Origin of the sequence: Verrucosispora sp. FIM060022, from assembly GCF_003977705.1 — a bacterium.
Taxonomy (GTDB): domain Bacteria; phylum Actinomycetota; class Actinomycetes; order Mycobacteriales; family Micromonosporaceae; genus Micromonospora; species Micromonospora gifhornensis.
Genome location: NZ_RQIV01000005.1, coordinates 391485 through 416461, shown reverse-complemented (window position 1 = coordinate 416461; position 24977 = coordinate 391485). Strand labels below are relative to the sequence as shown.

Genomic DNA, 24977 nt, shown 5'->3' with positions numbered 1-24977 from the left:
CGCCGGGGCCCTGGCCAGCAACCTACCTGCCGGACCCGCTCCGCGCCCGCTCCGCAATCCTGCGGCAGGGCTTCGTTAAGAGGGGGCCCCTGCTATACACCAGGCGTTAACAAGGTGCCCTTCCTTACATCTCGGCGAGGAGGTCGAGCAGGAGGGCCGCGGTCCAGCTGAAGGCCGGGGAGCCGAGGCCCGCGCCGGTGTCCGGATGGAAGTACTCGTGGCATCCCGCCGTGGCCGCCAGCTCGATCATCGACGCGCCCAGGCCGGCTGCCAGCCGAGGGTGCCCGTGCGCCAGCAGCCCGTACCGGACCAGCCAGTTGATGTTCATCCAGCTGGGGCCGCGCCAGTAGCGCAGCGGCTCGAAGTCGACGGCGGTGCGGTCGTGGCTGGGCAGCGGGCGGGTCATCCGGTCGGCGAGCCCGAACCGGGGTGAGCCGGCCTCGACGAGAATCGCCTCGACCTGCGCGGTGGGCAGGTCGGGCAGGATCAGCGGGGTCAGCCCGAGCACCGTCCGGGCCGGGGTGAGCCGGCCGGTCCGCAGGTCGCGGGCGTGGAAGGTGCCGGTCGTCGGGTCGTACAGCCGGTCCACCAGCGCCGTGGTGATCGCCGCCGCGCGCTGTCGGTGCGGGCCGGGGTCCGCGCCGATCTCCCGCGCGATGTGCGCCAGCGCCGACTCGGCCGCGCCCATCGCCGCGTTGAACAGCGGACACTCCACCAGGAACGGGTGCCGGTCGGCCAGCTGTTCGTCCCGGTAGCCGGCCGCCCGGTAGGCGGTGACGATCGCGACGTAGCGCGCGTAGTCCAGGTCCGTGGGGCGGTGCGCGGCGGCGGCGTGCACGATGTCGCGCCGACGGTACGCCCGCAGCACCGCCTCCTCGGTCGGCACGGCGGCCAGCGGCTCGTCCCAGGCCGGGCTGTTGTCCAGCCCCGACTCCCACGGATGCACGATGCTGGCCAGCCCGGCACCGCCGACGTCCCGGTGTTCGCTCAGGTAGTGCTGCTGGGCCAGCAGGCGCGGATAGAGCCGGCCCAGCGCGGCACGGGCCGGCTCGGACGGCACCCGGCGGTAGGCGTGCCATGCGGCCAGGGCGTGCACCGGCGGCTGGACCAGCCCGGAGGTGGCCGTACGCGGTGTGCCGGCCACCGAGGTGGTGGCCCAGAAGGCCGGTCCCGGGAAGTAGGCGTCGTCAGCGACCACCGGGTTGAAGACGATGTGCGGCACCCGCCCGTCGCGCCACTGGGCGTCGAACAGGCTGGCCAGCTCCACCCAGGCACGCTCGGGGCGCAGGTGCGCCCAGCCGATGGCGCTGAACGCCGAATCCCAGCTCCACTGGTGCGGGTAGAGGGTGCGGGAGGGCACCGTGTGATCGTGCTCCCAGTTGCCGTCGAGGGTGGCCCGGGCCACCGCGACGAGGGCGGCCCGATCCCCTGCTGCGGTGTCGGCAGGCGGGGTGTCCCCCGGCCCGATCGCCGGCACAACCTGTTCCACCATGTGTCACTTCCCGGTAGCGCTGGGTTCCAGCATAGGCTCCGGCCGATCCGAGGTTCGCTGACCCGGCCGTCGACTCCCGGGGACAGCAATCACGGGATAGTCTAGGAACCGGCGCATATCGGTCGAAGATATTCGATGAATCAGACCCGATCCCTGCGTACGGGGGCGGCCGCAGGTCCAGTGGCATGACGAGGCGAAGGAGCCCCGGATGAAGCAGTCGCGGCAGGGTCCCACGGGCACCCAGGGCGCGGACTACACCGAACGGTTGCAGCAGCTCAGCGGTGCCCGCTGGAAGCGGCTCCTGGACGTGCAGGCACCCTACCGGTGGAACCTGCGCCGGCTGCGCCTGGGCCGGACCCTCGACGTCGGCTCGGGGCTCGGCCGCAACCTGATCAACCTCGGCGAGGGTGCGGTCGGGGTGGACCACAACCCGACGTCGGTGGCGCACAGCCGCGCGCTCGGCCTTCAGGCGTACACCACGGAGGAGTTCTTCGCCTCCGAGCACGCCCGGCCGGGTGCCTTCGACTCGCTGCTCGCCGCGCACCTGCTGGAGCACATGCCGGCCGAGCAGGCCCGCGAGGTGGTCGCCTCGTACCTGCCGTTCGTCCGCCCCGGCGGCCGGGCGGTCTTCATCACCCCGCAGGAGCGCGGCTACCACAGCGACTCGTCGCACGTCCGGTTCGTCGGCTTCGCCGAGGCGGCCGAGGACTGCGGCGCTCTCGGCCTGAGCGTGCAGCGGCAGTACTCCTTCCCGTTCCCCCGCGCCGCCGGTCGGGTGTTCACCTACAACGAGTTCGTGACGGTGGCCCGACTGCCCTGAGCACCGCTGGCTACGGTGGTCCGATGAGCGAGCGCAGCGCCGCCCCGGGCAGCCCGACCCGCTGGGCCACCGACACCGGACCGGAACACTCGCAGTGGTACGTCGACCGGTTCCGGCAACTGGCTGCCGAGGGTGCCGACCTGGCCGGTGAGGCACGGCTGGTCGACGCGCTGGTGCCGCCCCGCTCGCGGATCCTCGACGCCGGCTGCGGCACCGGCCGGGTCGGCGCCGAACTGGCCGCTCGCGGCCACACGGTGGTCGGTGTGGACGCCGACCCGGTGCTGGTCGAGGCCGCCCGCGCCGACCATCCGGGGCCGCGCTGGCTGGTCGCCGACCTGACGACGTTGGATCTCGCCACGGCCGGGGAACCGGAGCCGTTCGACGCGGCGGTGCTGGCCGGCAACGTGATGACCTTCGTGGCCGCCGGCACCGAGGTGGCGGTGCTGCGTCAGGTGGCCGCGCACGTACGCCCCGACGGGGTGATCGCGATCGGCTTCGGCACCGACCGGGGCTATCCGCTTGCCGACTTCGACGCCCATGTGGCCGCCGCCGGGCTGCGGCGCGACCACCGCTTCGCCACCTGGGACCTGCGTCCGTGGCACGACGACGCGGACTTCGCCGTCACCGTGCTGCGCCGCCCCGCCTGACCACGTCACGCCTCTCGGGCCGCGCCGCCCTCCATACCGGCTGCGCCTTCCATACCGGCTGCGCCCTTCGGACCGGCTGCGGCCCGGCCGTGGGAGGTGCGGCCCGGCGGTAGCGGGCGGATCGGGGTGATCGTCGGGAGGTAGGCGATCGCGTCGAAGCTCTCGGTCAGCGACGGCAGTTCGTAGTAGTGCTCCTCGTCGCGGTCCGCCTCGTAGAGGCCGGAGATCAGGCGGGTCCGCCAGGGCCGGTCGAGCCGGTGCGCGAGGTCGGCGGGAGGTTGGCCGTGCATGTCGACGACCAGGTCGCGGGCGGTGCGGGCGAGGTCGACGAACGGTACGCCGGGGTGGGTGCCGAGCCGCCGTTGGACGTGCTCGCCGTTGTCGTGGGCGGTCCGGACGATGTCGCAGGGCGGGCACGCGGCGATCGAGCACCTGCGCGGGGCGCTCGCCGAACTCGGCGTGGTGGCGACCCGGCCGCGGGCTCGGTGCCGCAGTGGTGCCGAGGGCCGTGGTCGGGTCGGCTGGGCGTCAGCCGGTCAGTCCGCCGAGTTCAGTCGGGCCAGGTGCGTCTCGTCGAGGGTGAGGGCGACCCCGTCCAGGGCGGCGTCGAGCTGGTGGAGCTTGCTGCCACCGAGAATGGGCCGGATGCCCTGGCTGACCAGCCAGGCGAGCACCACCTGGCCGCGCGTCGCGCCGGTGTCGCGGGCCACCGCGTCCAGCGCCGCCAGCCGGCGGGTGTTGCCCGGATGGTCGTAGACCTGCGGGATTGACTTGGTCGGATTGTCGTACGCCCCGCTCAGCAGCGGCGTGTAGGCCCAGAGGTCCATCCGGTGCGCGCGGGCGAAGTCGAGTTGCTCGTCGCTGAGCACCCCGTGCGGGTGGATCACGCCGTCCGGTCGGGTGCCGGGGCGTACCCGCAGATAGGTGGCGTTCAACTGGAACGCGTCGATCGGCATGGTGCCCCGGGCGGTCGCGTACGCGCGGGCCCGTTCGATCCGCCAGGCCGGGTGGTTGGAGGCACCGACCCGGCGTACGGTGCCGGCGGTGACCTGCTCGGCGATCGCGTCCACGCTCTCCTCGATGGGCGTGGCCCGATCCTCCTGGTGCAGCCAGAGCAGGTCGACGTGCTCGACTCCCAGCCGGTCCAGGCTGCCGGCGAAGGCGTCGCTGATCGCCCGACGGCTCAGCCCCGCCCGGTGCGCGGGCCAGGAGCCCTTCCACAGCGGCTCCGCACCGACCTTGGTGGCGATGCGCACCCGCGCGCGGACGCCAGGGCGGGCGGCGAGCCAGCGGCCGAGGATCCGCTCGCTGTCCCCGCCCCGCCCGTCCGGGCTGTGCCAGAACGCGTAGCAGTCGGCGGTGTCGATCCATTCGCCACCGCGTTCCACGAACCGGTCGAGCAACTCGAACGAGGTCTTCTCGTCGACGAGAGTGCCGAAGGTCATCGCGCCGAGCACGAGAGCGGAGACGGCCGGGCGTCGAGCCTCATCGAAGTGATCCGAAGTCATGCGACCACGATTCAACCTGGAGCGCGCTCCAGGTCAAGCGGTACGGTCCGGAGGGTGAGGACGTACACACCCGCTGAGGCGGCGCGGCGCAGCGGTTTCTCCATCGACACCCTGCGCTACTACGAGCGGGAGGGCATCCTCGCACCGGTGGCGCGTACGCCCGGTGGGCGTCGGGTCTACCGCGACAGCGATCTGGCCACTCTGGATTTCCTGCGCTGCCTGCGCGACGCGGGCATGCCGATCGAACGGCTGCGCCGCTACGGCGAGCTGTGCCGCGACCCCGACACCGTCGCCGAACGCGTCGAGCTGCTGCGCGAACACGCCGCCGCCGTCCAGCAGCAGATGGACCAGCTTCGCAGCTGGCAGGCCCGGGTCGAGGAAAAACTCGCCTGGTACGAGAAGCAACTCGAACAGCTCTGAACACCGCCGCCGTCGTCGGTGGAAGATCGTGCCGCTTGTGTGAATTAGGCCATTTTATGCTTGTTTGTACGCTTGGCTTGGTAGTTGGCTGGTCGGCATGGCACGCATCGCATACAACGCAGCCGACGCGGCGGCGTTCAAGGCCAACCGACACGTCACCGAGGACAGCCTCGCCGCCTGGCAGGCGGCCGTGATCCGGCACCTCGACCCGCAACCGGGGATGCGGGTGCTCGACCTGGGCTCCGGTACCGGGAGTTGGGCGCGGGCCTTCACCACCTGGCTGCCCGACGCCGAGATCGTCGCCGTCGAACCATCAGCGGCCATGCGGGACCACAGCGTCTTCGCGCCGGTCCTGGCCGGCGACGCCGCGCACATCCCACTGCCCGACGGCAGCGTCGACGCGGTATGGCTCTCCACCGTCATCCACCACATTCCCGACCTGCCCGCCGCCGCACACGAACTGCGGCGAGTGCTGCGCCCCGGCACCCCGGTGCTCATCCGGTCGGGGTTCGCCGGCCGACCCGAGAGGATCAGCCTGTTCCGCTACTTCCCGGAAGCCATCGCGGTGCTCGACACCTTTCCGAGCATCGCCGACGTCGAAGCCGCCTTCGGCGCGGCGGACTTCACCCTGGTCGCCGTCGAGCAGATCCCCGAGCTCACCGCCACGTCGCTCGGCGAGGTGGCCGTCAGCCTGCGTCGGGAAGCGCACACCCTGCTGCAACTGATCGACGACGACGCGTACGCCGCAGGGCTGCGGCGACTGCACCAGGCCGCCCAGGTGGACAGTGGACCGGTGATCGACGCGCTCGACCTGCTCGTCCTGCGCTGACCGCGTTTCGGGCCACCATGCAATCGTCGACTCCACTACGGTCATCGGTGGACAGCAGCAGGTCGTCGCCGGAAGGACCGTGATGCCGGGTCGGTTCGTGTACTGGATGAACGTCTCCGTGGATCTGCGGATCGAGTACGCCCCGGGCGAGGCGGGCGGCGGCAAGTGGATGCGCATCACCGAGCCACTGCACCGCGTCTTCAACGAGCGGGCCCGGGCCATGTCGCTCGCGGTCGAGGGCCGCACGATCTACGAGACGATGGAGTCGTTCTGGCCGGCCGCCCGCCACGACGACTCGCTGCCCGACTTCCTGCGCGAGTACGGCGAGATCTGGACGTCGATGCCCAAGGTGCTGGTGTCGCGCACCCGCACGCACGCCGACCACAACACCCGGATCATCGGCGGCGACGACGCGATCGAGCAACTGGCGAAGCTACGCGCCGAGACCGACGGTGTCATCGGCGTCGGCGGCGCCACCGTGGCCACCCAACTGCTGCGGGCCCGACTGCTCGACGAGGTGCTGCTGTTCACCCATCCGGTCGTGCTCGGCAGCGGCCGGCCCCTGTTCGACGCGCACGACGAGCCACTGGAACTGGACCTGCTCGAACAGGCATCCTTCGACGAGGGTGTGACGATGCACCGGTACGCCGTGCGGGGCACCCGCCCCGCGTCGTGAGCGCCACTCTGGCGGACACCGTGATCCGTCCTGCCCGCGACAGCGACGCCGACGCGGTCGCCGAGGTGTTCCTGGCGTCCCGAGCAGCCGCCATGCCCTACCTTCCCCGCCTGTACGACGACGAGCAGACCAGAGCATGGATCACCCAGGTGATGCTGCCGACCAGCACCACCTGGGTCGCCGAGTCCACCACGACCGGCGAGATTCTCGGCTTCGCCGCCCTCGACGGCAACCTGCTGGCACACCTCTACCTGCGCCCCGACGCCCGCCGGCAGGGCATCGGCACCGCCCTACTCACCCACGCACAGCAGGCCAGCCCGACCGGGCTAAGTCTCCGCGTCTTCGCCCGCAACACCGCGGCGCGGGCGTTCTACGAGCATCACGGTTTCCGCCCGATCGACAGCAACGACGGCAGCCGCAACGAGGAGAACGAGCCCGACATCACGTACCACTGGCCCGGCCCACGCTGACCCACGACCGGTCAGCCCACCTCGGGCAGGTCGGCGGCGGCACCACGGAGGGCGGCGATGCTGGCGAGCACTGCGGGGTGGTCGGCGGCGCCCTGCCGGTAGGCGATCCGGGTGCGGCGGCGGATGGGCAGGGGGACCAGGCGGGTGCCGGCGGGTGGTCCCTCCACGGCCAACTGGGGCACCAGGCCGACGCCCTGACCGGCGGCGACCAGGGCGAGCACGGCGGTGAAGTCGTCGGCGTGGTGGCGGACGTTCGGGCGGAATCCCGCGAGGTCACAGGCGTGCAGGGTGACCGCGTGGCAGAGCGTTCCCGGGCTGCCGATGATCCAGTCGGCGTCGCGTACCGTGCGCATCGGGTCGTCGGGCACCGGGTGGGTGGCGGGCAGCGCGAGGAAGACCGTCTCGTCGAGCAGCGGCGTCGAGTCCAGCGCCGGGTCGGTCTGCACGGGCACGATGTCGTAGTCGTGCACGAGGGCGACGTCGAGGCGACGCTCGCGCAGCGCGGCCGGCACCGCGACCGGATCCAACTCGGTGACCAGCAGATCCAGCCCTGGATGCTCGCGGGCCAACTCGACCAGGGCGGGTAGCAGCAGGGGACGCACCGCGCTGGGGTACGCCCCGATGCGTACCGTGCCGAGCAGTCCACCGCGAGCGGCGGCGAGGGTGGCCTCGGCGGCTTCCAGCCCGGCGAGGATCACCTCGGTGTGTCGTACCAGTGCCGTCGCGGTTGCGGTGAGGCGTACCCCTCGACCGACGCGTTCCAGGAGCACGACGCCGGTCTCCCGTTGCAGCGCGGCCAACTGCTGGGAGACGGCGGACGGTGAGTAGGTGTGCGCCTCGGCGACGGCGGCGATGGTGCCGAGGCGGGCCAGGTCGCGCAGCAGCCGCAGCCGACGGACGTCAAGCATCAGCTCAGCTTACGGATTCGTGGAGGAATCGGAACTGGTGCTTCACGCTGTGCGGTCGCAGGCTGGTGGCATGACACCCACCGGACTGTACGTACCGCTGATCACACCTTTCGACGCGCGCGACGAGGTCGACCAGGAGGCGCTGACCCGTCTCGCCAACCGGGTGCTCGCCGACGGCGCCGACGGTCTGGTGGCCCTCGGCACCACCGGCGAACCGCACGCGCTGAGCGCCACCGAGCAACGCGCGGTGCTCGACACCCTCGGCGCGGCCTGTCGGCGACACCGCGCCGGGTTCATGGTCGGCGCGCACACCGCCGAGGACCTGCGCGCCCTTGCCGGGCGCCCCGGCGTCACCGCGGCGCTCTGTCTGGTGCCGCCGTTCCTGCGCCCCGGCGAGGAGGCGGTGCTCGCGCACTTCGCCCGGCTGGCGGAGGTCTCCCCCGTGCCGCTGGTCGCCTACCACGTGCCGTACCGCACCGGGCAGGCGCTGTCCGCCGGGGCGCTGCGTCGCCTCGCCGACCTGCCTCAGGTGGTGGGCGTCAAGCACGCGGTCGGCGGCATCGACGCCGACACCATCGCCCTGCTCGCCGACCCGCCACCGGACTTCGCCGTGCTCGGCGGCGAGGACGCGTACCTCTCGCCACTGCTCGCGCTCGGCGCACACGGCGGCATCGTCGCCTCCGCGCACCTGGCCACCGCCGACTACGCCGCCCTGGTCGCGGCCTGGCGCGACGGGGACACCGCCCGCGCCAGGCCGCTCGGGCACCGGCTCGCCACCCTCTCGACTGCGCTGTTCGCCGAACCCAACCCGTCGGTGATCAAGGCGGTGTTGCACGCCCAGGGACGCATCCCGACCTCGACCCCGCGCCCACCACTGCTGCCCGCCACCGCCCAGGCCACGGCAGCGGCGCTGGCGTGCGCGGAGCAGGTGGCCGGGCCACCGGCCCTGGTCCGCTGACCGCCGCTCTCGGTGCCGACGAGGGGCATCAGACCGGGTCAAGGCGGCGCTTGAGCAGGCAGAACTCGTTTCCTTCCGGATCGGCGAGGACGTGCCAGGATGCCTCCACAGGCTGACCTATGTCGACGAGTTCGGCCCCGAGGCCCAAGAGGCGTTCGAGCTCGGCGTCCTGATCGCGGTCGGTGGCGTTGACGTCGATGTGCAGCCGGGCATGCCCGTTCGTCGGCTCGTCGGTGCGGATGAGGAAGATCGTCGGCTGCGGACCGCCGAACCCTTCGCGCGGCCCTATCTCGATGCAGCCCTCCCCCTCGCGATCAAGCACTACGAAGTCCAAGACCTCGCACCAGAACCGCGCCAGCACCTCGGGCTCGCGGCACTTGAGCACAAGCTCACTGATACGGCATGCCATCGACGGACACCTACTCTCGGCGGGGGATCGGCCGCACACGCATCTCATGGGCGGCTGGAACTCTAGGAGGTGACGGCCCGTCGGGCCGTCTGCGGGTCCAGGCTCGCTCCGGCCGGGACGAGGCTGACCAGGCCCGCCGGCAGCCGGACGGGTCGGGTCTGCCCGTAGCCGAGCATGGCGGCAACCTCGGCGTCGGCGAGCACGTAGCGCCGGCCCAGGTCGGTGACCACGCAGAGCGCGCCGCCGACGGCGCCCGGGGTCGCCGTCGCCTCGACCAGGGCGCCGCTGCCGGGTTCGACCAGCACGTGGTCGGCCACCGTCCGGCCGGCCGCCGCCGCGACGGTGGGCGTGGCGGCGGACAGATCGGGCAGGGTCGCGTCCAGACGCAGGTCGACGCCGATCGGGTCGCCGCCGACGAGGGCGCAGAGCACCGGTGAGCCGGGGGTGGCCAGTCGGGGCGGCGTGCTCGGTGGCGCGTCGGGGCCCTCGGGCGCGAGATCGGGCAGCTTCGGCAGGGCGGCGAAGCGTCCGAGGCTGATCTGCTCCGGTTCGCGCTGGCCGGTCCGGGCGAGTTGCAGGCCGGCCTGCAACTCGGTGACGCCGGCGAGACCGTCGCGCAGCACCACCGCGTACTGCCGGCCGCCGCCGGAGTTGCTGACCAGCAGGACGTCGCCGATCCGGGCGTCGACCACCCGCTCGGAGGGCTCGCCCAGGTCGGGCAGTCGCAGTGGGGCAAGGTCGAGTCCGGCGGGCACGGTGTTGAGCACGGCCGCGGCGACCGGGACGGCCCGGGCGCGGGTTGTGGCCAGCGCGGCCAGCACCCGGTCGGCGTCGCGGATCAGGTGTCGACGCTGCTGCCGTACCAGGTGCAGCCGCCCGCCCGGATCCCGCAGGATCAACGCCTCGTCGCGCAACGGCCGACCGCCGGGGTCGCCGGTGCCGATCAGCAGCACCGACCGGGGATCGCGCCGGCCCGCCTGCGGGCCGGTCGAGCAGACCGTCCAGGGCGCGGCGGAGAGCCGGTTGGCCGCCGGCAACGAGTCGGGTGCGTCGGCGATGCCCAGGGGCAGACCACGGGGTACGCCGTCGATGGAGCGCCGCGACACGAGCACGGTCTTCGGCTGTTCGGTGCCGATGACCAGCAGCGCCGAGGTGTAGTTGGGCACCGGGTGCAACCGGTTGTCCCGGTAGACGAACCGGGCCCCCGACTCCTTCTCCACGATCACGGCACCGGTGTCGCGCCACTTCACCGCACCACCGGTGAACAGGCCGTAGAGGGCGAAGCCGCCCAGCCCGATGACCGCCACCAGAACGCTGGCCAGGCCCGCCCCGGCGAGCCGGCGAAACGGGGACTGCGCGGGGTCGGTCTCGCGCATCACCAGCGCGGCGACCACCCGCTGGAGGGTGAACTGGTAGGAGTGCAGCTGATCCTGCCGCGACGGCATCGCTTCCCTTCCGGCGAGCTGATCGGCGCACAGAATATGCGGTGCGTCGATGTCTCGCCGACCGTCCGCCACGACGACCACGCCGCACCGGCGAACGCCAACCGGCATGAACCGGGCGTTACCGGGTAGCTGACCGAGCGGGCCGTCCGGATCGACCAGGCGGCGGGTTCGGGAGGTGGGAGATGCGCGCGCTGCTCTGGGTCGTCGGAGTCGTCGGAGGAATTATCGTCCTGCTCGGCCTGCTCCTCGAAGCGGTCCGCTGGCTGGTGATCATCGGGCTGATCGCGCTCGCCGGGGTGATCATCCTGGCCTTCGTCCGGGGACGTCAGTCGGCCCACAACTATCCGAACCGCCACTGAGCTCAGGTCGACCCGATCGGGCATCCCGCGTCAGCCGGGGCCTGGCCCTGCGGTGGCTACGGCGCCCAGGCGGTGCAGACCGCCCGCGCACCGCGCCACCGCGGGCCGCATGCGGATCAGGTGCCGGCGGGAACGAGGGCCGGGGTCGGGTTCTCCTCGATGACGGCGGTCCGGCGACGGTTCGGCAGGGAGAGCCGGAAGATCTTCTTCCAGGCCGAGAAGACCTGCCGGGGCAGCGAGCCGGTGACGTACTTGAGTCCGTACTTGTCGAACAGGGCCCGCACCTCGGGGGCGATCTCCTGGTAGCGGTTGCTCGGCAGGTCGGGAAAGAGGTGGTGCTCGATCTGGTACGACAGGTTGCCGGTCATGATGTGCATCAGCCGGCTGCCGCTGATGTTGGCCGAGCCGAGCATCTGCCGCAGGTACCACTCGCCGCGGGTCTCGCCCTCGATCGAGGTCTTCTCGAAGGTCTCCACGCCCTCCGGGAAGTGCCCGCACATGATCACCGCGTGGCTCCACAGGTTGCGGATCAGGTTGGCGGTGAAGTTGGCGGCCATGGTGTGGAAGAACGACGGACCGGACAGCACCGGGAACAGCACGTAGTCCTTGAGGACCTGGCGGCGCAGCTTGCGGCCGGTGGCCTTCAGGTTGGCGCGGAACTGCGGGTCGTTCTTGAGGCTGCCGTCCTTGAGCTTCTCGCGCAGCTCCAGGTCGTACGCGGCGATGCCGTACTCGAAGAAGCAGGCGTTGACGAAGTTGTAGAACGGCTGACCCAGGTGCGCCGGGTGCCAGGGCTGGTCCTCGTCGACGCGCATGATGCCGTAGCCGAGGTCGTTGTCCTTGCCGACGACGTTCGTGTAGCGGTGGTGCAGTTCGTTGTGCGACTGCTTCCACTGCTCGGCGGGGCTGACGTGGTCCCACTCCCAGGTCGTCGAGTGGATCTTCGGGTCGCGCATCCAGTCCCACTGGCCGTGCAGGATGTTGTGCCCGATCTCCATGTTCTCCAGGATCTTCGCCAGCGACAGCCCGACGGTGCCGACGATCCAGGCCGGCGGGAACAGCGAGAACAGCAGCACGACCCGGCTGCCGACCTCCAGCTTGCGCTGGGTCGAGATGACCTTGCGGATGTAGGCGGCGTCCCGCTCACCCCGGTCGGCGATCACCCGTTCCCGGATGGCGTCGAGTTCCTTGCCGAGGGTTTCGATGTCCTCGGCGCTGAGGTGCGCGATCGGGTTGACGGCTTTCTTCTGGATGACGGTCACGTCGACGTTCTCCGATCAAATTTCGAGTTCACAGGCGCCGGCCGCGGCCGACACGCAGGTCTGCACGCGTACGCCGTCGCCCGGCAGGGCGGTGGTGAGCTGCCCGTTACGCAGGTCACGGACCGCGCCTTGGCGCATCGGCAGCACACAGCCGAAACAGATACCCATCCGGCAGCCCGAGGGCATCAACACTCCGGCGTTTTCTCCGGCGTCGAGAAGAGGGGTGCCGCCGTCGGCCTCGATGGTGACCGACGAGCGGGTGAAGGTGACCGTGCCGCCGTCACCGGCGGTGATGATGGTCGGTCGGAACCGTTCGGTGTGCAGCCGGTCGGTGACGCCCCGCGCGGCCCAGTGCTGCTCGACAGCGTCCAGCAGACCGATCGGGCCGCACGCCCAGGTCTCGCGTTCGCAGTGGTCGGGCACCAGGGTGTCGAGCTCGGCCACGTCCAGCAGGCCGTCGACGGCGGTGTGCCGCTCCACCAGCCGGATGACACCGCGCGCGGCCAGGTCACGCAGTTCCGCGCCGAACACCACGTCGGCCGAGGTCGGCGCGGAATGGATCAGCACCACGTCGCTGCCGGCCAGGGCACCGCTGCGCAGCATTCCGGCGACCGGGGTGATGCCGCTGCCGGCGGTGAGGAACAGCACCCGCGACGGCGCCGACCGGGGCAGGACGAAGTCACCGATCGCCTGGTCGAGCTGCACGATGGTGCCCGGGCGTACCCGGCGCACCAGGTAGTTGCTGACCACCCCGTCGGGGATCGCCTTGACCGTCACCGTGATCGGGTCGGTCCGTCCACCCGGCGCGGACGTCACCGAGTAGGCCCGCCACAGGCGTACGCCGTCGACGTCGACACCGAGTCGGATGTACTGTCCGGGCACGTGGCCACGCCAGCTGCGGCCGGGCTGGATCACCACGGTCGCCGCGTCCGGGGTCTCCGGGCGTACGGCGACGATGCGGCCGCGCAGGTCGGCGCCGGCCCGCAGCGGCGCGACCATGTCGAGGTAGTCCGCGGGCAGTACCGGCGTGGTCACCGTCTCGGCGAGCCGCCAGAGGCGGCGCCGGAGGGACCCTTTCGCGCCCGGTGGCGGAACGGTGGCGGTCATATAACGATGGTCGCGGCCCGCTGGCATAAAATCTTGGCCAGCGAAGGTAAAGTGATCCATCCCTTTTGTGCGGGGAGAACAACGTGGCGGACATTTCCGGCACCACTCATCGGGCATCCCGCCTCGAACTGGAGCAGCGGGTGGCCCGCGAGCTACGTGACCGGCTACCGCTGGTCGCCGCGCAGACGGTCAGCGCTATCACGGCCGAGGTGCCCAGCTACTCCGGCACCCTGACCGGGCAGATGCGGGACAAGATCGAAAACGCGGTGCAGATCGCGTTGGGCACGTTCCTGCAACTGCTGGAACGCCCGCAGACCAGCGCGGCCAGCACTCCGCTGGTGCCGGCGCTGGAGGCGGCGTACGCGCTGGGCAGTGGTGAGGCCCGCTCCGGTCGCAGTGTGGACGCGCTGCTGGCCGCCTACCGGATCGGCGCCCGGGTCTCCTGGCGGGAGATGGCTGCGGCCAGCGTGGCGCTCGGCCTGCCCGCGGCCACCGTGGCGGAGTTCGCCGAGCTGATGTTCGCCTACATCGACGAGCTGTCCGCCGCCAGCGTGGCCGGGCATGCCGACGAGCTGGCCAGCGCCGGCCGGGCCCAGCGACGCAACCTGGAACGGCTCACCCAGCAGCTGCTCGCCGGTGAGCCGGAAGAGGTGCTGCTGCGCAGCGCCGAGCGGGCCGGCTGGCAGGTCCCGGAGACGCTCACCGTCGCCCTGCTGCCGCAGGCCAAGCTGCGCGGCGCGCTCGCGCTGCTCGACGAGCACACCTTGGAGAGCAGCGAGGAGCTACCCGCCGGTGAGCCCGGCGAGGAGACCGCCGTGCTGCTGGTGCCGGACATGCACGGCGACCGGCGTCGCCAGCTCGCCCGGGTGCTGCACGGCCGCCGCGCGGTGCTCGGCCCGGCCCGCCCGTGGGCGCACGTCAGCTCGTCCTACCGGCGGGTGGTCCGGGTGGTCGGACTGGGCATCGCCCAACCGCCCGACGGTGAACCGCTGGACACCGACCGGCATCTGGCCGAGCTGCTGCTCAGCGCCGACATGGAGGCCCTGACCGACCTGCGCGCCCGGGTCCTGCAACCGCTCGCCGACCTGCCCTCGGCCACCGCGGAACGGCTCGCCGAGACGCTGCGTTCCTGGCTGCTGCACCAGGGCCGACGCGACGACATCGCCGCCGACCTGTTCGTGCACCCGCAGACGGTGCGCTACCGGATGGGACAACTGCGCCAGCTCTACGGCGAACGGCTCACCGACCCGCGCAGCGTGCTCGACCTCACGGTCGCGTTGGCGCTGCCGACCGGAATCGCCACCGCGAGCTGACGGGCGGGACCTCACTCCAGGGTCCGGGGTCCGAGCAGGCGGATCTCCTCGACGTCCAGCCGCGCCTCCAGCTCACGTTGAACGGCGTCGTCGATCTGCCGGCGGTCCCGCAGCCGGGTGATCTCACGCCGCTTGTGGTCCAGCGCCGCCAGGCGCAGCTGGTGTTCGGCCTCCTGGGCAGCCGCCGTCTCGTCCTGCGGGTCGGACTGGAGTCCGTCGAGGTGGCTCTCGTACTCGTCCTGGATCCGGCGCATGGTGTCCGGGTCGGCACCGACCCGGTCGGCAAGATCCGGCAGGGCGTGCAGGGTCTGCCGGATGGCGTGGCGTTGCGCCTGCCGCTTCTCGTCGGTGCGGTCAGGGTCCCCGGTCAGCCTGGCCCATTTCATCACCAGCGGCAGGGTGGTGCCCTGCACGAGCATGGTCAACAGGATGACGGCGGCGACACAGAAGATGATCAGGTCGCGCTCCGGGACCGGCTGGCCGTCGATGCTCATCGGGACCGCGAGCGCCGCCGCCAGGGAGACCGCACCGCGGAACCCGGCCCAGCCGGCCACCGTACGGACCCGCCAGTTGACCCGCCGGTCGAGGTGAACCTTGCGCCAGTCCACCAGGCGCAGGATGAGGGCCATCGCGTGCACCCAGAGCATGCGTACCGCCACCAGCACCACGGCCACCACCACCGCGATGAGGAGCGCGCGGGTCAACGCCAGGCTGGTGACGTCGCTGACCGCCCGGGGGATCTGGAGCCCGACCAGCACGAAGAGGCCGCCGTTGATGAGGAAGGTGGTCAGGTCCCAGAACGACAGGGCCAGCACCCGGGAGCGGGCCCGGATCACCCGAGGGCTGGCGTAGGCGAGGATCAGCCCGGCGACCACCACCGCGAGCACTCCGCTCTCGTGAACGGCCTCGGCGAGGAAGAATGCGGCGAACGGGGTGAGGACGCTGACCGCGCCCTCCCGCAGCGGATCGTCCAGGTGCTTGCGGATTCCGATCACCACGATGCCGACCAGCAGCCCGGCCGCGATGCCGCCGAGGAAGGACAGGCCGATCCGCTCGACCAGTTCGAAGGCGTTCGGTGCGGCCCCGCCGCCGAGCAGGCCCAGTGCCACGGCGAACAGCACCAGAGCCGTACCGTCGTTGATCAGGCTCTCGGTGTGCAGGGTGGTGAGCAGCCGGCGGGGCATCTGCTTGGCCAGCCCGGCGACCGCCGCCGCGTCGGTCGGGGCGAGCACCGCGCCGAGCACCCAGGCCACCGCCGGGTCGATGCCGAAGCGCTGCACGACCAGGGACACCGCCACCATCGTGAGGCCGACCAGCACCACCGCCAGCATGGCGATCACCGTGATGTTCGCCCGGACTTCACGCAGGCTGGTGGTCAGGCTCTCCCGGTAGAGGATGGCCGGCAGGAACAGCAGCAGCACCACTTCTGGCGCGAGCATCACGTGGGAGAACGGTGGCAGCAGTCCCAGCAGCGCACCGAAACAGATCAGCAGCACCGGCGGGGCGACCCGGTACCGTCCACCGACGGTCGTGCCGATCAGCACGGTGATCCCGAGAACGATGATCAGCAGCAGTTCCTGCACGTCGCCCCCTGTTCGTCGCCCACCACATGGTGGTACGCCGAACGGCCTCTCCGGGTCGATTCGCCAGCTAACCGCGCAGGCCGAGGGCGCTGCCGGTCACCGGCGGGAGCCGGCGGCCAGGTCCTCCTCGATCCGGCGGGCGGTGGCCAGCAGCGGTGGCAGCAGTTCCCGGCGGATGGCGTCGAAGGTGCCACGGCTGGCGTGGGCGGAGACGTTGACCGCGGCGACCACCGCGCCGTCGTCGCCGTGGATCGGGGCGGCCAGCGACCGCAGCCCCTCTTCCAACTCCTGGTCGACGATGGCGTACCCCTGGCCGGCGATCCGGTTCAGGGTGGTGCGCAGCTTCGCCGGGTCGGTGATGGTCCGCCGGGTCAACGGTCGCAGCTGCGCCGTGGCGAGGTAGTCGTCCAGCCAGTCGGCCGGCTGGGCGGCCAACAGCACCCGCCCCATCGAGGTGGCGTACGCGGGGAACCGGGTGCCGACGCTGATCCCGACCGTCATGATCCGTTTGGTGGGCACCCGGGCCACGTAGACCACCTCGTCGCCGTCGAGGACGGACACCGAGCAGGACTCGTGCACCTGCGCGACAAGCGCCTCCATGTGCGGCTGGGCGACCTCCGGCAGGCTCAGGCTGGACAGGTAGGCGTAGCCGAGGTCGAGGATGCGCGGTCGCAGGGCGAACAGTCGCCCGTCGGTGTGCACGTAGCCCAACTCGACGAGGGTGAGCAGGAACCGGCGGGCGGCGGCCCGGGTCAGTCCGGTGGCGCGGGCCACCTCACTGAGGGTCAGTTGCGGGTGTTCGGCGTCGAACGCGCGGATCACGGCCAGGCCCCGTTCCAGGGACTGGACGAACTCCCCCGATCGCGCCGCGTCGGTCACCGGTCCTCCTGCCGCAGGGTTTCCTGAGCCACCTTGAACGCCCGGTTCGCGGCCGGTACGCCAGCGTAGACGGCGACCTGGAGCAGCACCTCGCGGACCTCCTGCGGGGTCAGTCCGTTCCGCAGTGCGGCGCGGACGTGCATCGCCAGTTCCTCGTCGTGGTGCAGGGTGGCCAGCACGGCGAGGGTGATGCAGCTGCGGGTGCGCCGGTCCAGGCCGTCGCGGGTCCATATCTCGCCCCAGGCGTACCGGGTGATCAGGTCCTGGAAGTCGGCGGTGAACTCGTCGGTGTCGGCCACCGCCCGGTCGACGTGCGCGTCGCCGAGCACCTGCCGGCGTACGGCCATGCCGGCGTCGTGTCGCTGCTTGTCGTTCACTGGTTCGTCCCGCCCTCCGGCTCGAAGTGGGCGCGCAGCAGCCGGGCCACGGCGGCGGGCTGTTCGACGTTTGCCAGATGCGCGGCGTCGTCGACGACGGCCAGCCGCGCCGCCGGGATCCGTTCGGCGATGTCGGCGGCGTGCTCGGGTGGGGTGGCCGGATCGTCGGCCGCGCCGATCACCAGGGTCGGTGCGCGGACGGCCGCCAGGTCGGCGCGCAGGTCCATGGCGGCGATCGCCTCGCAGCAGGCGGCGTAGCCGGCCGGCGGGGTGGCGGTCAACATGTCCCGGTAGCCGGCGACCGTGTCGGGTCGGGCGGCGGCGAAGCCCGGGGTGAACCAGCGGGACACCACGGTGTCGGCGATGGTGCCCAGCTGTCCGGCGCGGACACCGGCCGCCCGGGCCCGCCACACCTGCGCCGGGCCCAGGCAGGCCGAGGTGCAGAGCAGGGCGAGCCGGTCGATCCGCTCGGGGGCGTGCGCAGCCAGCCACATGCCGACCATGCCGCCGAGGGAGAGCCCGGCGTAGTGCGCGGACCCGACCCCCAGGTGGTCGAGCAGCCCCAGCACCTCCCGGCCGAGCAGGTCGATGGTGTACGGCCCGGGCGGTACCGGTGAGCGGCCGTGACCGAGGTGGTCGTAGCGGACCACCCGGAACCGGTCCGCGAGGGCGGCCACCTGCGGTTGCCACATGGCGCCGGTGGTGCCCAGGGAACTGCCCAGCAGCAGCACCGGCGCATCCGGCGGCCCGTCGACGGTGGCGTGCAGTGTCATCCGGTCCCCCGCTCGTAGATGTTCAGGGCGCGGTCGACAAGCGTGGCCGCGCTGCCGAGCCAGCCGGCCGGGTCCAGCGCCGCGTCGACGTCGGCCACCGACAGGTGGGCCCGCACGTCCGGGTCGGCGAGCAGGGCGTCCCGGAAGGAGGCGGCGGTGGCGGCCCGGGCGACCAGGTCGTGTGCGGCGGCCCGGCCGAGCGCTGGTGCCAGCCGGGCGGCGACGGCCTCGGCGAGCAGCAGGCCGCCGGTGGCGTCGAGGTTGGCGCGCATCCGCTGCGGGTGTACGCGCAGGTTGCCCAGCATCCGGGCGGTACGGGCGGCCGCCCCGCCGGCGAGGTGCAGCAGGTCGAGCAGGGGTTCCCATTCGGCGTGCCAGCCGCCGGTGGCCCGTTCGTGTTCCTGCCCGGCGGCGGCGAACAGGGTGCCGACGAGGCCGGGGCCGCGGCGGGCGGCGGCGGTGACCAGCACCGAGTCGACCGGGTTGCGTTTGTGCGGCATGGCCGAGGAGCCGCCGCGCCCCGTACCACCCTCGGCGACCTCGCCCACCTCGGTCTGGGCGAGCAGGCCGACGTCGAGGGCGACCTTGCCGGTGGCGGCGAGCAGCCCGCCGAGCGCGGCGGCCAGGTCGAGCACGGGTTGGCGGCGGGTGTGCCAGGGCAGCGGGCCGGCCGCCAGGCCCAGGTGGGCGGCGAACCGGTCCGCCACGACCAGACCGCTCGGCCCGTACCCGGCGAGGGTGCCCACCGCCCCGCCGAGTTGTGCGGGCAGCGCGGTGCGCGCCTGTGCCAGCCGGGTCCGGGCGTCGTGCAGGCCGAGCAGCCAGCCGGCCGCCTTGAGCCCGAAGGTGGTGGGGGCGGCCTGCTGGCCGAGGGTGCGGGCCACCATGACGGTGTCGCGGTGGGCGCGAGCGAGCCCGGCGGCGGCGTCGGTGGCGGCGTCGAGGTGACGCAGCAGCGGCCCGGCGGCCCGGGCGACCACCAGGGCCAGGGCGCTGTCGAGGATGTCCTGGCTGGTCGCGCCGTGGTGCACCCAGGCGCGGGCCGGTGGCGCGACGGCGGCGGTCAGGTCGCGGACCAGCGGGACGACGGGGTTGCCGGCGGCGTCGGCGGCCGTGCCGAGCGCCGCCGGGTCGTACCGGTCGGCGTGGCAGTGCCGGGCGATCTCGTCGGCGACCGGCCCGGGCAGCAGGCCGGCGTCGGCGCCGGCGCGGGCGAGCGCCGCCTCGGCGTCCAGCAGCGCCTGCAACAGGTGACTGTCGTCGAGTTCGGCGTCGACGTCGACCGCGCCGGACAGCCCGCGCAGCAGCACCTCAGACGGCGAAGAAGACGGTTTCATGCTCTCCCTGCAGGCGGATGTCGAACCGGTAGCCGTCGGCGGCCGGACGGGCCACGAGCGTGTCGCGGCGGCCGGGGTCGACGGTACGCAACACCGGGTCGGCGGCGTTGGCCGGCTCGTCCGGGAAGTAGATCCGGGTGACCAGGCGGTGCAGCAGTCCCCGGCCGAACACCGACAGGTTCAGGTGCGGCGCCTCGGTCTCACCGTCGGGGGTGGGCAGCGGTCCGGGCCGGACGGTGTGCAGCGCGTACCAGCCCTCGGCGTCGGTGTCGGCGCGGCCGAAGCCCCGGAAGCCGGGCACGGTGGCCGCGCGGGCGCCGCGCGGGTCGTCGGGGTGGTCGAAGTGCCCGTCCGGGTCGGCCTGCCAGCTCTCCACCATCGCGTCGCCGACCGGGGTGCCGGTGCCGTCGACGATCCGGCCCCGGATCCAGAACGCGCCAGGGGTGCCCTCGGGCACCACGTACGGGCCGTCCGGCCAGCTCAGACCGATGTGCAGGTACGGCCCGACGGTCTGGGCGGGCGTGACGCCCAGGCGCTCACTCATCGTCGTCCTCGTCCTCGAAGGGGGTGGCCTCCCGGCCCCGCAGCACGATGTCGAACCGGTAGGCCAGCGCCCACTCCGGCCGGGTGGCGGCATGGTCGTAGCGGGCCACCATCCGCTCGCGGGCCTGCGGGTCGCGGACCGAGTTGAAGATCGGGTCCTGGGAGAACAGCGGGTCGCCGGGGAAGTACATCTGGGTCACCAGGCGCTGGGTGAAGGCCCGGCCGAACAGTGAGAAGTGGATGTGCGCGGGCCGCCAGGCGTTGTCGTGGTTGCGCCACGGGTAGGCACCCGGTTGCACGGTGACGAACTCGTAGCGCCCCTGGTCGTCGGTGAGGGTACGCCCGACGCCTGTGAAGTTGGGGTCCAGCGGGGCGGGCCAGTTGTCGACAGCGTGCCGGTACCGGCCGGCGGCGTTGGCCTGCCAGATCTCGACGAGGGTGTGCGGCACGGCCCGGCCGTCGCCGTCGAGGACCCGACCGTGCACGATGATCCGCTGCCCCTGGGGCTCGCCGTCGTGCTGCCGGGTCAGGTCGTGGTCGAGTGCGCCGAGGCGTCCCTCGCCGAGCAGCGGGCCGGTGATCTCGGTGAGCCGCTGCGGCAGGTAGGTCAGCGGCTGCTGCGGCGCGCGGATGACTGTGGACTTGTAGCCGGGGCTGAGCAGCGGCGGGTGGGCCTCGACGTCGTCGCGCCGGTAGCCGGGCAGCAGCAGCTTCCGGGTGGTCTCGCTCATCAGGTCCCCTTCGGGCTTGCCGGACGACGCTTCATCACACCCCGGCCTTCTTGGTGGCTTCCAGGGCGCGCAGCACGGTGAGTTCATCGGTGCTGGGTGGCTCGCCGGTGCTCACCTCGTCGGCGACGGCCAGCGGCCAGCCGGTGGCGGCACGGACCTGGTCGACGGTGACGCCGGGATGCAGCCGGGTGAGGGTGAGTTCGCAGGTCACCGGGTCGGCGGTGAGCACACCCAGGTCGGTGATGACGGTCTTCGGGCCGCCGCCGCGCAGTCCGAGCCGGGCCCGGTCGCCCGGACCGGCGCCGTAGCCGACCGAGGTGACGAAGTCGACCCGGTCGATGAACGTCCGCAGGCTCTGTCGGACGATGACGACCACCTCGCCGCAGGAGGCGGCGATCTCCGGAGCACCACCGGCGCCGGGCAGGCGAACCTTCGGGTCGGTGTAGTCGCCGCCGATGACCGTGGTGTTGATGTTGCCGTACCTGTCGAGTTGGGCGGCGCCGAGGAACCCGACGTCGATGCGGCCGGGTTGCAGCCAGTAGTTGAAGACCTCGGGTACGGAGACCACCGCGTCGGCGGTGTCGGCGAGGACACCATCGCCGATGGACAGCGGCAGCCGGTCGGGTTTGGCGCCCAGGCAGCCCGACTCGTAGATGAGCACCAGGTTGGGGGCGTGGGTGACCCGGGCCAGGTTGGCGGCGGTGCTGGGCAGCCCGATGCCGACGAAGCAGGCGGTGCCGTCGCGCAACTGTCGGGCGGCGGCCACGGTCATCATCTCGTCGGCACTGTAGTCGGCGCTCACGCCGGCACCTCCACGTCGAGCACGTGCCGGGCGATCCACTCCTCGAAGGTGGCGCGCTCCCGGCTGATCGCGTCCCAGGCCCGGTAGAAGTCGTTGTCCCGCACCGAGTAACCCTGGGTGTACGACGGGTGCGCGCCACCGGGCACGTGTGCTACGGCGGTGACCGCCCAGCCCGGCAGGATCACCTGCCCGGGTACCGGATCCAGGTGCTCGACGATCTCCTCGACGGTGACCAGCGACCGTCGGGCGGCCAGCACCGCCTCCTTCTGCACCCCGGTGATGCCCCACATCTGCACGTTGCCGGCGCGGTCGGCGCGTTGGGCGTGCACCACCGTCACGTCGGGTCGCAGGGCGGCGACGGCGGTCAACATCTCCCCGGTGAAGGGGCATTCGATCGGGCGGATGTTTGCGGTGTGCCGGGGCAGGTCGGTGCCGGTGTAGCCGCGCAGCACGGCGAACGGCAGGCCGCTGGCGCCGGCGACGTACCGGTTGGCCATCCCGGCGTGGCTGTGTTCCTCCAGTTCCAGCGGCACCGGCCAGGAGTTCTGCACTGCGTCGCGGAACCGGTGCAGGGAGCCGACGCCCGGGTTGCCGCCCCAGGAAAAGACCAGCCGACGGGCACAGCCGGCACCGATGAGCTGGTCGTAAATGACGTCGGGCGTCATCCGGACCAGGGTCAGATCGCGCCGTCGCTGTCGGATGATCTCGTGGCCGGCGGCGAACGGGATGAGGTGGGTGAAGCCTTCCAACGCCACCGTGTCCCCGTCGCGGACCAGCTCCGCGACGCCGTCGGCCAGCGAGACGAGCTTCGCCATCAGCTTCCGCCCTCCCGGGTCCAGGACCGCCACCGGTGTTCGGTATGCGGACTCGCGTACACATCTCGAACGTAGTGGCCCGGGCCGAGCTCCGTCAACGCGTCGGATTCCGGTGCGCGGAATGTCCACAGCATGCGTTGACTGGCCCGACGGCCCGTGCCATGTTCTGAACGAGAACGATCGTTCGTTTTCCGAACAGCCTGCGGAGCGCTCCTTCGGACCACACCCCACCCCGCAAGGAGGATCACCATGTCCCTGCTCGACACCGGCGCCTGGCACGGCACGCTCTACAGCGACGGCTGGGTGGAGGCGGCCGGCGGCACCGCCGCGGTCCGCTCCCCCGCCACCGGCGAGGAGATCGGGCGGGTCGGCGTGGCCGACGCCACCGACGTCGCCCGCGCCGCCGCACGGGCCGCCGAGGCGCAGCGCGCCTGGGCCGCCACCAGCTACCAGGAACGGGCCGCGGTGCTGCGCCGGGCCGGTGCGCTGTGGGAGCAGCACGCCGCCGAGGTCGGCGACTGGATCGTCCGCGAGGCGGGGTCGATCCCGCCGAAGGCCGGCGTCGAGACCAGCACCGCCGCACAGGAGTGCTACGAGGCGGCGGCCCTGGCCTCGCATCCGCTGGGCGAGATCATCCCGAGCGCGCAGCCACGGCTGAGCCTGGCCCGGCGGCTGCCCGTCGGCGTGGTCGGGGTGATCGCGCCGTTCAACTTCCCGCTGATCCTGGCCATCCGCTCGGTCGCGCCGGCACTGGCGCTGGGCAACGCGGTGGTGCTCAAACCCGACCTGCGTACGGCGGTGTCGGGCGGGTTGACGCTGGCCGCCGTCTTCGCCGAGGCCGGGCTGCCCGACGGGCTGCTGCACGTGCTGCCCGGCGGGGCGGACACCGGTGCGGCGCTGGTCGCCGATCCACACGTACGGGTGATCAGCTTCACCGGGTCGACCGCCGCGGGCCGCAAGGTCGGCGAGGCCGCCGCCCGGCACCTCAAGCGGGCCCACCTGGAACTCGGCGGCAACTCCGCCCTGGTGGTGCTCGACGACGCCGATCTGGACCTCGCCGTCTCGGCCGGCGCCTGGGGCTCCTTCCTGCACCAGGGGCAGATCTGCATGACCACCGGCCGGCACCTGGTGCACGCCAGCCTGGTCGAGCGTTACGTCGAGGCCCTCGCCGAGAAGGCCGACCACCTGCCGGTCGGTGACCCGACCAAGGAACAGGTGGCGCTCGGACCGATCATCGACGAGGCCCAACGCGACAAAATTCACTCGCTGGTCACCGCGAGCGTCGACGCGGGCGCGCGGCTGGCCGCCGGTGGCCGCTACGACGGGCTGTTCTACCGTCCGACCGTGCTCGCCGACGTCACCCCGGCCACCCCGGCGTACGCGCAGGAGGTCTTCGGGCCGGTCGCGCCCGTGCTCAGCTTCACCGACCTGGACGAGGCCGCCGCCCTGGCCGCCGACACCGAGTACGGGTTGTCGCTCGGCATCCTCAGCCGGGACGTGCCGAAGGCGCTGGCCCTGGCCGACCGGATCCCCAGCGGCATCGTGCACATCAACGACCAGACGGTCAGCGACGAGGCGGTGGCCCCGTTCGGCGGCGTCCGCGCCTCCGGCACCGGCTCCCGTTTCGGCGGCGCGGCCGCCAATGTGGAGGCGTTCACCGAGACGCAGTGGTTGACCGTGCAGGGTGACATCACCCGTTACCCGTTCTGAGCCGGAGGCAGCGATGGCGGGTGGCAGCCGCTCCCCCGGCGCGTCGGTGACCTCGCGGGTGCTGGCCGTGCTCGGCGCGTTCGACGCGGCCCATCCGGCGTTGACGCTCAGCGACATCGCCCGGCGCAGCGGCCTGCCGTTGGCCACCACGCACCGGCTGGTCGCCGAACTGGTGACCGGCCGGGCGTTGGCGCGCGGCGTCGACGGCACCTACCGCATCGGGGTACGGCTGTGGGAGATCGGGCTGCTCTCGCCGCTGCACGGCCAACTGCGCGAGGTGGCGCTGCCCTACCTGCAGGAGCTGTACACCACGGTCCGGGAGAACGTGCACCTGGCGGTCCGCGACGGCGACGAGGCGCTCTACGTGGAGAAGGTCACCGGGCACCGCGCGGTGCCGACCATCTCCCGCGCCGGGGGCCGCCTGCCGCTGCACGCCACCGGGGTCGGCAAGGCGCTGCTGGCGTACGCCCCGCCGGAGGTGATCGCCGCGCACCTGCGGGGGCCGTTGCGCCGCTGCACCCCGTACACGATCGTCGAGCCGGGTCGACTGGCACGCGAGCTGGCGGCGATCCGCGAACGCGGCTGGGCGCGGACCCACGAGGAGATGACCCTGGGTTCCTGCTCGGTCGCGGTCGTGGTGCCGGGGCCCGACGGCGCGGCGCTGGCCGCGATCGGCGTCGTCGGGCACAGCCTGGGGGCCGCACCGCAGCGGCTGGTCCCGGCGCTGCGCGCGGCGGCCGACCAGGTGGCGGCCCGGCTCGCCGACGAGCCGGACGCGACGCAGCGCGCCACCGCCTGACCGGC

At 72.4% G+C, this 24977-nt stretch carries 28 protein-coding genes; 11 read left to right on the top strand and 17 right to left on the bottom strand.

Annotation, left to right across the window (positions count from 1 at the left end; all coding sequences use genetic code 11):
- Nucleotides 1-124: 124 nt before the first annotated feature.
- Complete coding sequence (locus EG812_RS17070; protein ID WP_199743890.1) at nucleotides 125-1492, bottom strand: MGH1-like glycoside hydrolase domain-containing protein; 1368 nt, start codon at nucleotides 1490-1492, stop codon at nucleotides 125-127.
- Nucleotides 1493-1700: 208 nt separating this feature from the next.
- Here EG812_RS17070 and EG812_RS17065 point away from each other — a divergent pair, with 208 nt between their 5' ends.
- Both EG812_RS17065 and EG812_RS17060 read left to right on the top strand, forming a co-directional pair.
- The gene (locus EG812_RS17065) at nucleotides 1701-2312 is read left to right on the top strand and encodes a class I SAM-dependent methyltransferase (protein ID WP_013733724.1); all 612 of its coding nucleotides are present in this window, start codon (nucleotides 1701-1703) and stop codon (nucleotides 2310-2312) included.
- 23 nt (nucleotides 2313-2335) lie between these two features.
- Nucleotides 2336-2959, top strand: coding sequence for a class I SAM-dependent methyltransferase (locus tag EG812_RS17060; RefSeq protein ID WP_126712113.1), 624 nt, complete (start codon nucleotides 2336-2338; stop codon nucleotides 2957-2959).
- Between the two features lie 5 nt (nucleotides 2960-2964).
- Here EG812_RS17060 and EG812_RS17055 read toward each other — a convergent pair whose 3' ends face one another.
- Nucleotides 2965-3249 carry a hypothetical protein gene (locus tag EG812_RS17055; RefSeq protein ID WP_126712112.1) on the bottom strand — a complete coding sequence of 95 codons (285 nt, stop codon included), beginning with the start codon at nucleotides 3247-3249 and terminating at the stop codon, nucleotides 2965-2967.
- Nucleotides 3250-3495: 246 nt separating this feature from the next.
- Nucleotides 3496-4467: an aldo/keto reductase gene (locus EG812_RS17050; protein ID WP_126712111.1), complete on the bottom strand. Its 972-nt coding sequence runs from the start codon at nucleotides 4465-4467 to the stop codon at nucleotides 3496-3498.
- A gap of 54 nt (nucleotides 4468-4521) precedes the next feature.
- On the opposite strand from EG812_RS17050, the gene EG812_RS17045 reads away from it, so the two are divergent.
- The 4 genes from EG812_RS17045 to EG812_RS17030 all read left to right on the top strand — a co-directional run bounded on the left by EG812_RS17045 (nucleotide 4522) and on the right by EG812_RS17030 (nucleotide 6862).
- Nucleotides 4522-4887 carry a MerR family transcriptional regulator gene (locus EG812_RS17045; protein WP_126712110.1) on the top strand — a complete coding sequence of 122 codons (366 nt, stop codon included), beginning with the start codon at nucleotides 4522-4524 and terminating at the stop codon, nucleotides 4885-4887.
- A 97-nt stretch (nucleotides 4888-4984) separates the two neighbouring features.
- A complete protein-coding gene (locus EG812_RS17040) occupies nucleotides 4985-5716 on the top strand; it encodes a class I SAM-dependent methyltransferase (protein WP_126712109.1) in 732 nt (243 codons plus the stop codon).
- Between the two features lie 82 nt (nucleotides 5717-5798).
- A complete protein-coding gene (locus tag EG812_RS17035; protein ID WP_013733718.1) occupies nucleotides 5799-6392 on the top strand; it encodes a dihydrofolate reductase family protein in 594 nt (197 codons plus the stop codon).
- Nucleotides 6389-6862: a GNAT family N-acetyltransferase gene (locus tag EG812_RS17030; RefSeq protein WP_233579513.1), complete on the top strand. Its 474-nt coding sequence runs from the start codon at nucleotides 6389-6391 to the stop codon at nucleotides 6860-6862. The genes EG812_RS17035 and EG812_RS17030 overlap by 4 nt, the downstream gene beginning before the upstream one ends.
- 11 nt (nucleotides 6863-6873) lie before the next feature.
- Here the strand turns inward: EG812_RS17030 and EG812_RS17025 are convergent, their stop codons facing one another.
- On the bottom strand, nucleotides 6874-7770 hold the full coding sequence (locus tag EG812_RS17025) for a LysR family transcriptional regulator (RefSeq protein WP_126712108.1): 897 nt from the start codon (nucleotides 7768-7770) through the stop codon (nucleotides 6874-6876).
- A 70-nt stretch (nucleotides 7771-7840) separates the two neighbouring features.
- On the opposite strand from EG812_RS17025, the gene EG812_RS17020 reads away from it, so the two are divergent.
- A complete protein-coding gene (locus tag EG812_RS17020) occupies nucleotides 7841-8728 on the top strand; it encodes a dihydrodipicolinate synthase family protein (protein WP_126712107.1) in 888 nt (295 codons plus the stop codon).
- 28 nt (nucleotides 8729-8756) lie between these two features.
- Here the strand turns inward: EG812_RS17020 and EG812_RS17015 are convergent, their stop codons facing one another.
- Nucleotides 8757-9137: a VOC family protein gene (locus EG812_RS17015; RefSeq protein WP_126712106.1), complete on the bottom strand. Its 381-nt coding sequence runs from the start codon at nucleotides 9135-9137 to the stop codon at nucleotides 8757-8759.
- A 62-nt stretch (nucleotides 9138-9199) separates the two neighbouring features.
- Nucleotides 9200-10582 (bottom strand): type VII secretion protein EccB, encoded by a 1383-nt coding sequence (gene eccB, locus EG812_RS17010; protein WP_126712105.1) that lies wholly within the window; start codon nucleotides 10580-10582, stop codon nucleotides 9200-9202.
- 182 nt (nucleotides 10583-10764) lie between these two features.
- Between eccB and EG812_RS29310 the strand changes: the two genes are divergently transcribed.
- On the top strand, nucleotides 10765-10941 hold the full coding sequence (locus tag EG812_RS29310; protein ID WP_013733712.1) for a hypothetical protein: 177 nt from the start codon (nucleotides 10765-10767) through the stop codon (nucleotides 10939-10941).
- A gap of 116 nt (nucleotides 10942-11057) precedes the next feature.
- Here the strand turns inward: EG812_RS29310 and EG812_RS17005 are convergent, their stop codons facing one another.
- Nucleotides 11058-12203 (bottom strand): fatty acid desaturase family protein, encoded by a 1146-nt coding sequence (locus EG812_RS17005; protein WP_126712104.1) that lies wholly within the window; start codon nucleotides 12201-12203, stop codon nucleotides 11058-11060.
- 15 nt (nucleotides 12204-12218) lie between these two features.
- A complete protein-coding gene (locus EG812_RS17000) occupies nucleotides 12219-13310 on the bottom strand; it encodes a ferredoxin reductase (RefSeq protein ID WP_126712103.1) in 1092 nt (363 codons plus the stop codon).
- Nucleotides 13311-13393: 83 nt separating this feature from the next.
- Here EG812_RS17000 and EG812_RS16995 point away from each other — a divergent pair, with 83 nt between their 5' ends.
- A complete protein-coding gene (locus tag EG812_RS16995) occupies nucleotides 13394-14623 on the top strand; it encodes a PucR family transcriptional regulator (RefSeq protein ID WP_013733709.1) in 1230 nt (409 codons plus the stop codon).
- Nucleotides 14624-14634: 11 nt separating this feature from the next.
- On the opposite strand, the gene EG812_RS16990 is transcribed toward EG812_RS16995, so the two are convergent.
- The 9 genes from EG812_RS16990 to EG812_RS16950 form a co-directional block, all read right to left on the bottom strand.
- Nucleotides 14635-16206 (bottom strand): Na+/H+ antiporter, encoded by a 1572-nt coding sequence (locus tag EG812_RS16990; RefSeq protein ID WP_013733708.1) that lies wholly within the window; start codon nucleotides 16204-16206, stop codon nucleotides 14635-14637.
- Between the two features lie 96 nt (nucleotides 16207-16302).
- Nucleotides 16303-17085: an IclR family transcriptional regulator domain-containing protein gene (locus EG812_RS16985; RefSeq protein ID WP_126712102.1), complete on the bottom strand. Its 783-nt coding sequence runs from the start codon at nucleotides 17083-17085 to the stop codon at nucleotides 16303-16305.
- A complete protein-coding gene (pcaC, locus tag EG812_RS16980) occupies nucleotides 17082-17462 on the bottom strand; it encodes a 4-carboxymuconolactone decarboxylase (RefSeq protein ID WP_126712101.1) in 381 nt (126 codons plus the stop codon). The genes EG812_RS16985 and pcaC overlap by 4 nt, the downstream gene beginning before the upstream one ends.
- Entirely contained in the window at nucleotides 17459-18235 is a 777-nt protein-coding gene (gene pcaD / locus EG812_RS16975) for a 3-oxoadipate enol-lactonase (RefSeq protein WP_126712100.1), read from the bottom strand. The genes pcaC and pcaD overlap by 4 nt, the downstream gene beginning before the upstream one ends.
- Nucleotides 18232-19572 (bottom strand): 3-carboxy-cis,cis-muconate cycloisomerase, encoded by a 1341-nt coding sequence (gene pcaB / locus EG812_RS16970; RefSeq protein WP_233579512.1) that lies wholly within the window; start codon nucleotides 19570-19572, stop codon nucleotides 18232-18234. The genes pcaD and pcaB overlap by 4 nt, the downstream gene beginning before the upstream one ends.
- Nucleotides 19547-20116 (bottom strand): protocatechuate 3,4-dioxygenase subunit alpha, encoded by a 570-nt coding sequence (pcaG, locus tag EG812_RS16965; protein ID WP_126712099.1) that lies wholly within the window; start codon nucleotides 20114-20116, stop codon nucleotides 19547-19549. The genes pcaB and pcaG overlap by 26 nt, the downstream gene beginning before the upstream one ends.
- Nucleotides 20109-20846, bottom strand: a complete 738-nt coding sequence (gene pcaH, locus EG812_RS16960) for a protocatechuate 3,4-dioxygenase subunit beta (protein ID WP_126712098.1) — start codon at nucleotides 20844-20846, stop codon at nucleotides 20109-20111. The genes pcaG and pcaH overlap by 8 nt, the downstream gene beginning before the upstream one ends.
- 34 nt (nucleotides 20847-20880) lie before the next feature.
- The gene (locus EG812_RS16955; protein ID WP_199743889.1) at nucleotides 20881-21648 is read right to left on the bottom strand and encodes a CoA-transferase subunit beta; all 768 of its coding nucleotides are present in this window, start codon (nucleotides 21646-21648) and stop codon (nucleotides 20881-20883) included.
- The gene (locus EG812_RS16950; protein ID WP_013733700.1) at nucleotides 21645-22463 is read right to left on the bottom strand and encodes a CoA transferase subunit A; all 819 of its coding nucleotides are present in this window, start codon (nucleotides 22461-22463) and stop codon (nucleotides 21645-21647) included. Before EG812_RS16950 ends, EG812_RS16955 begins: the two co-directional genes overlap by 4 nt.
- Nucleotides 22464-22712: 249 nt before the next feature.
- Here EG812_RS16950 and EG812_RS16945 point away from each other — a divergent pair, with 249 nt between their 5' ends.
- A complete protein-coding gene (locus EG812_RS16945; protein ID WP_013733699.1) occupies nucleotides 22713-24173 on the top strand; it encodes a benzaldehyde dehydrogenase in 1461 nt (486 codons plus the stop codon).
- Between the two features lie 13 nt (nucleotides 24174-24186).
- Complete coding sequence (locus EG812_RS16940; protein ID WP_126712097.1) at nucleotides 24187-24972, top strand: IclR family transcriptional regulator; 786 nt, start codon at nucleotides 24187-24189, stop codon at nucleotides 24970-24972.
- The last annotated feature ends 5 nt before the right edge of the window (nucleotides 24973-24977 follow it).

Bases quoted from the DNA above. Each gene is read 5' to 3' on its own strand.
- EG812_RS17070 (WP_199743890.1), bottom strand. From the start codon at position 1,492: ATGGTGGAACAGGTTGTGCCGGCGATCGGGCCGGGGGACACCCCGCCT.
- pcaD (WP_126712100.1), bottom strand. From the start codon at position 18,235: ATGACACTGCACGCCACCGTCGACGGGCCGCCGGATGCGCCGGTGCTG.
- pcaB (WP_233579512.1), bottom strand. From the start codon at position 19,572: ATGAAACCGTCTTCTTCGCCGTCTGAGGTGCTGCTGCGCGGGCTGTCC.
- EG812_RS17035 (WP_013733718.1), top strand. From the start codon at position 5,799: ATGCCGGGTCGGTTCGTGTACTGGATGAACGTCTCCGTGGATCTGCGG.
- pcaH (WP_126712098.1), bottom strand. From the start codon at position 20,846: ATGAGCGAGACCACCCGGAAGCTGCTGCTGCCCGGCTACCGGCGCGAC.
- EG812_RS17050 (WP_126712111.1), bottom strand. From the start codon at position 4,467: ATGACTTCGGATCACTTCGATGAGGCTCGACGCCCGGCCGTCTCCGCT.
- eccB (WP_126712105.1), bottom strand. From the start codon at position 10,582: ATGCCGTCGCGGCAGGATCAGCTGCACTCCTACCAGTTCACCCTCCAG.
- EG812_RS17015 (WP_126712106.1), bottom strand. From the start codon at position 9,137: ATGGCATGCCGTATCAGTGAGCTTGTGCTCAAGTGCCGCGAGCCCGAG.
- EG812_RS16945 (WP_013733699.1), top strand. From the start codon at position 22,713: ATGTCCCTGCTCGACACCGGCGCCTGGCACGGCACGCTCTACAGCGAC.
- EG812_RS17025 (WP_126712108.1), bottom strand. From the start codon at position 7,770: ATGCTTGACGTCCGTCGGCTGCGGCTGCTGCGCGACCTGGCCCGCCTC.
- EG812_RS17040 (WP_126712109.1), top strand. From the start codon at position 4,985: ATGGCACGCATCGCATACAACGCAGCCGACGCGGCGGCGTTCAAGGCC.
- EG812_RS17020 (WP_126712107.1), top strand. From the start codon at position 7,841: ATGACACCCACCGGACTGTACGTACCGCTGATCACACCTTTCGACGCG.
- EG812_RS17065 (WP_013733724.1), top strand. From the start codon at position 1,701: ATGAAGCAGTCGCGGCAGGGTCCCACGGGCACCCAGGGCGCGGACTAC.
- EG812_RS17000 (WP_126712103.1), bottom strand. From the start codon at position 13,310: ATGACCGCCACCGTTCCGCCACCGGGCGCGAAAGGGTCCCTCCGGCGC.
- pcaG (WP_126712099.1), bottom strand. From the start codon at position 20,116: ATGAGTGAGCGCCTGGGCGTCACGCCCGCCCAGACCGTCGGGCCGTAC.
- EG812_RS29310 (WP_013733712.1), top strand. From the start codon at position 10,765: ATGCGCGCGCTGCTCTGGGTCGTCGGAGTCGTCGGAGGAATTATCGTC.
- EG812_RS16940 (WP_126712097.1), top strand. From the start codon at position 24,187: ATGGCGGGTGGCAGCCGCTCCCCCGGCGCGTCGGTGACCTCGCGGGTG.
- EG812_RS17060 (WP_126712113.1), top strand. From the start codon at position 2,336: ATGAGCGAGCGCAGCGCCGCCCCGGGCAGCCCGACCCGCTGGGCCACC.
- EG812_RS16950 (WP_013733700.1), bottom strand. From the start codon at position 22,463: ATGGCGAAGCTCGTCTCGCTGGCCGACGGCGTCGCGGAGCTGGTCCGC.
- EG812_RS17055 (WP_126712112.1), bottom strand. From the start codon at position 3,249: ATGCACGGCCAACCTCCCGCCGACCTCGCGCACCGGCTCGACCGGCCC.